This window comes from Acinetobacter sp. UBA3025 (genome assembly GCF_002367915.1).
GTDB lineage: Bacteria > Pseudomonadota > Gammaproteobacteria > Pseudomonadales > Moraxellaceae > Acinetobacter.
The window spans coordinates 1,703-9,596 of sequence record NZ_DFDO01000032.1 but is presented as its reverse complement, the minus strand read 5'-3'; the positions used below and the strand labels follow the sequence as shown (position 1 = coordinate 9,596).

Genomic DNA, 7,894 nt, shown 5'->3' with positions numbered 1-7,894 from the left:
CAAAATACTGCGATCATTGGTAATACCTGTCTGTATGGTGCGACTGGTGGTAAATTGTTTGCTGCGGGTACTGCGGGTGAACGTTTTGCAGTTCGTAACTCTGGTGCCTTTGCTGTGATTGAGGGTGCAGGCGATCACTGCTGTGAATATATGACTGGCGGTATTGTGACTGTCCTAGGTAAAGTAGGTCATAACTTCGGTGCAGGTATGACCGGTGGTTTTGCTTATGTGTTGGACCTGGACAATGATTTTGTAGATCATTACAACCATGAGTTGATTGAACTGAACCGTATCTCAACTGAAGCGATGGAAGAACATCAGACCTTTTTGCTTCGCATTTTAGATGAACATATTGCAGAAACAGGTAGTGCTTGGGCGTACAAGATCCGCCATGAGTTTGATTTCTATAGTCGTAAGTTCTGGCTGGTAAAACCAAAAGCAGCTAACTTGTTGACCTTGTTGAAAACAACTCAAGCTGATCCACAATAATTCCACTACTGCAGATATAGGCAGACCTAAGGTAATGCGAATAAAGCCTTGGGTCTACCCACGGAGAGAGAGATGGCAGAGCGCCTAAATAATGACTTTCAATTCCTGGATGTCGCACGCCAAGATCCAGAGAAAAAAGAGATTGACGTCCGCAAAGCAGAATTTGTGGAAATTTATAAACCTTTCACAACAGAAGTGGCTGCAAATCAGTCACATCGTTGTCTAGGTTGTGGTAACCCGTACTGTGAATGGAAATGTCCGGTTCATAACTACATTCCAAACTGGTTGAAGTTACTGGCAGAAGGCCGTATTTTCCAAGCAGCAGAATTGTGTCACCAAACCAATACTTTGCCAGAAGTCTGTGGTCGTGTTTGTCCCCAAGACCGTCTGTGTGAAGGTGCTTGTACCTTAAATGATGGTTTTGGTGCAGTCACCATTGGTAATGCTGAAAAATATATCAATGACACCGCTTTCGCTTTAGGCTGGCGTCCAGACATGTCTCATGTGAAATGGACTGACAAGAAAGTTGCTATCATTGGGGCAGGTCCTGCCGGTCTAGGCTGTGCTGATATTCTGGTACGTAATGGTGTTAAGCCAGTTGTATTTGATAAACGTCCTGAAATTGGTGGTCTGCTGACTTTCGGTATTCCAGAATTCAAGATGGAAAAAGACGTGATGAAACGCCGACGTGAAATTTTCACGGGTATGGGTGTTGAATTCCGTCTGAATACTGAAATTTGTACCGATGTTACTATCGACCAGTTACTCGCTGACTATGATGCTGTCTTTATGGGTATGGGAACATACACTTATATGAAAGGTGGCTTTGCTGGTGAAGATCTGGATGGTGTATATGATGCACTGGATTTCCTGATTGCTAACGTGAACCGTTGCCAGGGGTGGGAAAAAGATCCATCCGAATACATCAGCGTTGAAGGCAAAAAAGTGATTGTCTTGGGTGGTGGTGATACCGCGATGGACTGTAACCGTACTTCAATCCGTCAAGGTGCTGAGTCAGTAGTTTGTGCTTATCGTCGTGATGAAGCGAACATGCCGGGTTCACGTCGTGAAGTAAAAAATGCGCGTGAAGAAGGTGTGGAATTCCAGTTCAACCGTCAGCCTATCGAAATCGTGGGTGAAAATGGCAAAGTGACTGGCGTAAAAGTGGTAACGACTCAACTGGGCGAACCAGACAGCCGTGGCCGCCGTAGTCCGGAACCAATTCCAGGTTCAGAAGAAATTCTGCCTGCAGATGCGGTATTGCTGGCATTTGGTTTCCGTACCAGCCCAGCAGACTGGTTCACTGATGTAGAAATCAATCTGGATGGTTCAGGCCGCGTACTTGCAGCTGAACAACAGCAATACAAATTCCAGACTTCAAATCCAAAAATCTTTGCTGGTGGCGACATGGTCCGTGGTTCTGACCTGGTGGTGACTGCGATCTGGGAAGGTCGTCAGGCTGCAGAAGGTATTCTGGATTACCTTGATGTTTAATATAATTTAATCATCCATTTAAAAACCCGCTATGGCGGGTTTTTTATTTTTCTTCATTTTACTAATTTATTCAGCTTAGTTCTAAGTAGTTATAATAAATATGGATTTAAACTTATCAATATATCCAATATTAATTCGTAGCTCTGAAGCAGAACAGAAGGAATAAAAACGGTATAAGTAAAAAATTATAAAAATTAACAAAAAATGAGAAAAATATGTTTAAAATCAAATTTATTAAATAAATATCAATAAAGAATTGAGGAGAAAAGATGATTCCTGTATTAAAAAAATCTTTCATTGCTCTGATGTTAGCCAGTACCCTGACGCTTACAGGTTGTGGCTATAACACCTTACAAGTTAAGGATGAGGCGGTGACTGCGGCATGGTCTGAAGTACAAAACCAGTATCAGCGTCGTGCTGACTTGGTGCCAAATTTAGTGAATGTGGTAAAAGGCTATGCCGCACATGAAGAGCAGGTGTTAACTGAAGTGACTCAGGCACGTGCCAATGTGGCAGGCCTAAAAGTCGACCGTGAAGTGCTGGAAGATCCTGAACTGTTCCAGCGCTATCAGGAAGCTCAAGCACAAATGACCAGTGCCTTGTCACGTCTACTGGCAGTAACTGAAAATTATCCTGATCTAAAAGCCAATGAGCAGTTCCGCGATTTACAGGTACAACTTGAGGGTACTGAAAACCGTATTGCGGTAGCGCGTAACCGTTATATTACGACTGTACAAGATTTTAACTCTTATGCACGTCAGTTCCCGCAGGTGATGACGGCCAAAGTTATTGGGATGGATACCAAACCAAACTTTAGTGCAGAGCAGAGTGCGCAACAGGCACCTAAGGTTTCATTTGAATAAGCCTGATCTTGGGTAATCTGCTAATAAGGTGGCTGCAATGATGCATATAAGCGCTGTAAAACTTTGTACAGGTCTATTTCTCAGCCTCATTATGAGCCTGATGAATCCTGCCTGGAGTGAAACAGCAACGGCAACTGATACAGAAGAAGTCATTGTTGCACGTGAAATTTTGCAGCCTAAGACGAATACTGCAGATCAAAATGCTGAACCTACAGCGACCGCACCGCAGCCACAAATTGCCAATGATATGGCAGAAGGTCAGGTTCAGCGCAACTTGCCTAGCATGAATGAACCGGTGATTGATCAGGCAAATTTATTAACGGCAGCAGAAAAACAACAACTTAGTCAACGAATCATCAATCTTTATCAGGCAGGTAAGGCTCAGATCGGAGTAGTGATTGTCCCTACTACTGGACAGGAAGATATTTTTGACTATTCCATGCGTGTGGCGGATCGCTGGCAATTGGGCTCAAAAGAACATGATAATGGTTTGTTAATGACCATTGCGGTAAATGACCATCGTATCCAGATTTTAACTGGATATGGGTTAGAAGGTGTTTTGCCAGATATTGTGGCTGGACGAATTATTAATAACAAAATTACACCTTTGTTTAAGCAGGGTCAGTATGCGCAAGGGATAGATGCGGGGCTGGCAGAAATTGAGCGTATTCTCAACTTGGATCCTGAAATTGCAGCTCAAGCAGCGGCTGAGCTTAAAGAACGTCAGGAACAGGCATATCAAGCGCAGCAAGCATCTCAAGCGACTTTGGGTTCGGTTATTTTTATTATCGTCGCTGGTGTCATTGGTTCCATGATCTTTGGCAGAAAGCTGAGTGCAGCCACTGCTGCAGTGGCTGGAACTGCAGCCGGGTTAGTCAATGGCATGGGATTGGTCGCTAGCCTATTAATTGGTGCTGGAGTTTTCTTTTTACTCGTGACCTCACTTGCTCAGTTGATCCTGCATGCCTTTATGGCAGGTGGAGGTCGTGGCGGTGGTAGTGGACGTGGTGGTTTTGGAGGCGGCGGCTTCGGTGGAGGCGGCGGTGGTTTTGGTGGGGGAGGAGCATCAGGCTCATGGTAACAACTACAGATACAACAGATATTGTCACGCAGCCTAAGCTGGAAGAGCATGCCCAACCAAGTTTTAAGCGCTGGCTTAAGCACTTCTTTTATATGCCTGCAACCAAGCGGTTTTTCTCCAAGCAGGATCAGCATGCGATTGCATTAGCTGTAGAAGAAGCAGAGCATGGGCATGTGGGGGAAATTCAGGTCGTGATTGAAGGATCTCTACCTTCTCGTTCTGCTTATTACCAAGATACGCTGTGTCGTGCCCGACAACTTTTTGCTGAATTGGGTGTGTGGGATACAGAGCATAATAGTGGCGTGCTTTTATATTTAAACCTCTGTGATCATAAAGTAGAAATTGTGATTGATCGAGGAATTAAACAGGCAACTACACAAGAAGTATGGGATCAGATTTGTGAAAATATTATTCAGCAGTTGAAGCAACAGAAGTATAAGAATGGGGTGATTTTTGGGGTTAAGCAGATTGGAGAAATTTTAAATCAATACTATGATCGAAAAATGGATGATTTAAAGAATGAATTAGGAAACAAGCCCATCATTCTAGGGTGACTTTAGTCAAATAAATGACAATTTTTGTCAGTTATCTACACAAAATGAAACCCAAAAATAACAAATTGAAAAATATTTTTTTAAACTGCTGTTTTTTCTGTCAAAATTATTATAATAAAAGTTGGCACGTTTAGTGCTAATATTAAAATAGCTTACAAAGCTTATAATTAAATTAACAAAACATTTGTGGAGAATGTTTATGAAGACGATGCAAAAAGGTTTTACCCTTATCGATACTCCATAAGTGTCCATATAAAATGAACATTCCATAAGTAAGCTCATATGGACATCATCGAATAAACGACAGACTCGTTCCCGCTCTGAAGCAGAAATATTCCTTTGCTCTTCTTTTGTTTCTTCCTACATTGATTCATGCACAAGCGTTAGACTTAGATCAATATTCAGATATTTCATCAATTACGCAAATTGCTTCAAATCAAAAAATTCAAACAGAACTTCAAAAGCTGTTAAAGCATGATTATCAAAAATTTCAATCTCATTTTGAGCATTACTCAGCGCCTTATTTGTTGAAAACAGATGAGGCTTTGTACTATGAAGGTCGGTCTGCATCCAGTTTAGATGCTTCATCAGCGATTATTTTTGAAGATGGTCGATTGTTTGCTGCTATTTATTTTTATGAAACCAAGATACTAAAATACTTTAGTAATGATGCGAGTTGCTCAGAACAGTTACATCCTGCGATTCAAATTTTTGCTCAGCAGCGTGAAATTCAAAATATCGAGTATGTGACAGCTAGAGTAGATATCGCTTTAAAATATAATCTTGGTTTGCCTCCTCAATGCGAGGCTTATATAGAAAAACTAAAGAAAGGAGACTAATTTTAGTGATTGAACTTACATATATTTTTAAAAATAATTTTTTCTCAGTCCTGAGAGCAAATACTTGTCAGCCAATAATATCCACTAAAATATCTGCCAATTTTTGACCATTTTTACGATCTATCAATCTAGCAGACATGCCAAATGCTGTTGTCCCTGTAAAATCAGCCAAGAGCTGTGTCCCCAATAAATAAAACTTCTGAAGTTTGGCAACGTAGTTGGTCAATTAGCGATTGATAGATTTTCGGTCCAGGTTTAATTACACCAACTTCATAACTCCAAGCATAAGTATCAAGGGGAGGTAATAATGAAGAAAAAAATTTTCCATATGGCATAGCTAAATTTTAGCATAATCCCAATTTAATCCCCAATTTTTTTTAATTCTTCCAAAGTAGTTAAGGTATCTTCATATAGTGCAATAGACCGTAATTCTTCATTTAAATCATGTTCAAGTTCTTGCAGAAACTGGTCTGGAATATTTGCTGCTAATAGCTTTACACGTTCTACCAAATTTAAATTGCGGGATATAATAAATTTAGCATCATCAGGTTTTGGTTGTCACCCATTTTCTTTCAGCTATTTCATTAATTTTCTATATGGGAAACGTCTTTCTCCTATTTTATAAGTGTACCAAATACGTCAAAAGCAATGACTGATGGCTCAACATGACCTGTTTCTATATATGATTCCATATTTTTAAAATCAATTAAATTAAGTTTCACTTTTAGTTGAGATTACCATAAGAGCATTGTCTCATTCTGAAGTAGATTGATGTAAAAAATTAAAGGAGATATTTATATCTCCCTTTGTTTGTTTTATTCACTAAAGTTTGTAAACATGATTTTAGGAAAATTTTTCATGAAGTGGCGACGAACTTGGTTGAAATCGTTAAGATCATGTTGAATTTTCGAAAAATTATTAACCCAAGCTAAAACGGCATCTTGATCATTTAAATTGGGGTTTACATTTAGAAACAAAGCTAAATCAAATGTCCGGTCAATATTAAACTCTTTGATGAGTGCAACGGCAGTCGAACGGACTTCTTCTGAAACAGATAATTTTGGGGAAAAGTAGTTATTCATCGCTAAAACTCCTTTGAAACAATATATAATGATATTTAAGAAGGTTAATTTGCTTCTTTGATATGTAAAATAACCTGTTGCAGGTTGAAATTAGCATAGATAGAACTTGGTATCAAGTTAAAATAACCTGCTATGGGTTGAAATGTTGTTTTGTGAGTTGTTATGATTAGATGTAGATTATCCGCTCTGATGGGCGAACGCAAAATTTTGAAGCTAAGTGATGTGGCGCATGCCACTAGTATTAACCGTAATACCTTGACGAATTTGTATTATGATCGTGCGATTCGAATTGAACTTTCGGTTGCAGATACCTTGTGTAAATATTTTAATTGTAATATGCAGGACTTGTTTGAATATAGTAATGAACCTGAAAAAAGGAATGACATTCAGTAATACGCCATCGCTATTTTAAAGCTGAATAGGATGCTTTAGATGCAATTCAGGATCATTCCAAATCGTCTGAATGTATTTCTCTTTAGCAAAATCTTGAATTATTCTTGCTCTTAATACATCAAAACCATTCCAATAGTCTAAAATTCCGTCAGGAAGTTTATCTGCTAAATCATCAATCCAAGGAATATGATGTAATTTTTCTACAATTGTTAAGGGATGAACTGTTCCAGTCAAAATAAGTTTAAACTGCTCTTCTGGAAGAAGGTGGCTATGTATAGATACATTGGGGTGGTAATATCGCAGTAACACTTTGGTCAATAAGCAAAAATATAACAATGATCTATATCCACCATCACCATTTACATTGCTAATATGGTATGGAGGTGAAAAAGTTTCAACTGCATAATTTTCATAGATTTTAAGAATAATTAATTGCCCCGTTTCTGACAGTTCTCGAATAAACTTTATTTCTTTCACCCTTGAGTTATTTAAATATTCATTATTAGGATTTGAACCTAAGAGCAGCTTTATATCTTTTTCTAAATACTCATTCAAACGTGTATGTTGAATATCATATGGAGTCTGTTTACCAAAGAGTAACCAGTTTGGATTTACTGAAGTATGTTGCGCTATTTTTTCCAGTTGTCCAAATGTAGGTTCTAATTCTGCCCTAAACCATGCTTCAGCTTCATCAGCCGTATCTTCACGTATCTCAAAAGCTAATTCAGCAATTGTAAATTCTCTAAAATGATAAATTTTTTTTAATTCGCTTAATACGAAATTTAAACGTTTAGCTACTACTTTTTTCCGTTCTGTAGGAGAGTGTGATCGTAAAAATTTTTCAACGATTTTTGCCGCTTCAACTTGGATATTATCATTCATGACGAATGAATCATAAAGCCGAGAAGTTGCTTCAGCATTGATGGAACGTTGATTGGCTTTCGCAGCATCATCCACTTTATTTTTTAACTCTTCTGGAATTCGAAGGTTAAATTGAATGTCTTTTTTACCCATACATTCCATGAATACTAGAAATTTTAGTACTAGCATTATGCTATAAAAAAAAAATTGACATAAGTGTTAGCATATTGCTATGTTA

8 protein-coding genes and 2 pseudogenes are annotated in these 7,894 nt (G+C 38.8%); 7 read left to right on the top strand and 3 right to left on the bottom strand.

The window, feature by feature from the left end; genetic code table 11:
• The 6 genes and pseudogenes from gltB to B4J23_RS01395 form a co-directional block, all read left to right on the top strand.
• A pseudogene (gene gltB / locus B4J23_RS01420) lies at nt 1-489 on the top strand (glutamate synthase large subunit); the annotation flags it as partial.
• 72 nt (nt 490-561) lie between these two features.
• Complete coding sequence (locus tag B4J23_RS01415) at nt 562-1,983, top strand: FAD-dependent oxidoreductase (protein WP_291358513.1); 1,422 nt, start codon at nt 562-564, stop codon at nt 1,981-1,983.
• Between the two features lie 269 nt (nt 1,984-2,252).
• On the top strand, nt 2,253-2,846 hold the full coding sequence (locus B4J23_RS01410) for a LemA family protein (RefSeq protein ID WP_218945503.1): 594 nt from the start codon (nt 2,253-2,255) through the stop codon (nt 2,844-2,846).
• A gap of 37 nt (nt 2,847-2,883) precedes the next feature.
• Nucleotides 2,884-3,927, top strand: a complete 1,044-nt coding sequence (locus tag B4J23_RS01405; RefSeq protein WP_175966234.1) for a TPM domain-containing protein — start codon at nt 2,884-2,886, stop codon at nt 3,925-3,927.
• Complete coding sequence (locus tag B4J23_RS01400; protein WP_175966232.1) at nt 3,921-4,481, top strand: TPM domain-containing protein; 561 nt, start codon at nt 3,921-3,923, stop codon at nt 4,479-4,481. The genes B4J23_RS01405 and B4J23_RS01400 overlap by 7 nt, the downstream gene beginning before the upstream one ends.
• Before the next feature lie 320 nt (nt 4,482-4,801).
• Nucleotides 4,802-5,320 (top strand): hypothetical protein, encoded by a 519-nt coding sequence (locus B4J23_RS01395; protein WP_004691485.1) that lies wholly within the window; start codon nt 4,802-4,804, stop codon nt 5,318-5,320.
• Nucleotides 5,321-5,387: 67 nt separating this feature from the next.
• On the opposite strand, the pseudogene B4J23_RS01390 reads toward B4J23_RS01395, so the two are convergent.
• Both B4J23_RS01390 and B4J23_RS01385 read right to left on the bottom strand, forming a co-directional pair.
• Nucleotides 5,388-6,012: pseudogene (locus B4J23_RS01390) on the bottom strand (HAD family hydrolase).
• Nucleotides 6,013-6,135: 123 nt separating this feature from the next.
• The gene (locus tag B4J23_RS01385; protein WP_004691484.1) at nt 6,136-6,402 is read right to left on the bottom strand and encodes a hypothetical protein; all 267 of its coding nucleotides are present in this window, start codon (nt 6,400-6,402) and stop codon (nt 6,136-6,138) included.
• Between the two features lie 162 nt (nt 6,403-6,564).
• Here B4J23_RS01385 and B4J23_RS01380 point away from each other — a divergent pair, with 162 nt between their 5' ends.
• Entirely contained in the window at nt 6,565-6,795 is a 231-nt protein-coding gene (locus tag B4J23_RS01380) for a helix-turn-helix domain-containing protein (protein ID WP_004691483.1), read from the top strand.
• A gap of 15 nt (nt 6,796-6,810) precedes the next feature.
• Here B4J23_RS01380 and B4J23_RS01375 read toward each other — a convergent pair whose 3' ends face one another.
• Nucleotides 6,811-7,809, bottom strand: a complete 999-nt coding sequence (locus B4J23_RS01375; RefSeq protein ID WP_017397242.1) for an Arc family DNA-binding protein — start codon at nt 7,807-7,809, stop codon at nt 6,811-6,813.
• Between the last annotated feature and the right edge of the window lie 85 nt (nt 7,810-7,894).

What these genes read in the sequence shown, in the direction of transcription:
- B4J23_RS01410 (WP_218945503.1), top strand. Translation starts at nt 2,253, where the DNA reads ATGATTCCTGTATTAAAAAAATCTTTCATTGCTCTGATGTTAGCCAGT.
- B4J23_RS01375 (WP_017397242.1), bottom strand. Translation starts at nt 7,809, where the DNA reads ATGGGTAAAAAAGACATTCAATTTAACCTTCGAATTCCAGAAGAGTTA.
- B4J23_RS01415 (WP_291358513.1), top strand. Translation starts at nt 562, where the DNA reads ATGGCAGAGCGCCTAAATAATGACTTTCAATTCCTGGATGTCGCACGC.
- B4J23_RS01380 (WP_004691483.1), top strand. Translation starts at nt 6,565, where the DNA reads ATGATTAGATGTAGATTATCCGCTCTGATGGGCGAACGCAAAATTTTG.
- B4J23_RS01405 (WP_175966234.1), top strand. Translation starts at nt 2,884, where the DNA reads ATGATGCATATAAGCGCTGTAAAACTTTGTACAGGTCTATTTCTCAGC.
- B4J23_RS01385 (WP_004691484.1), bottom strand. Translation starts at nt 6,402, where the DNA reads ATGAATAACTACTTTTCCCCAAAATTATCTGTTTCAGAAGAAGTCCGT.
- B4J23_RS01400 (WP_175966232.1), top strand. Translation starts at nt 3,921, where the DNA reads ATGGTAACAACTACAGATACAACAGATATTGTCACGCAGCCTAAGCTG.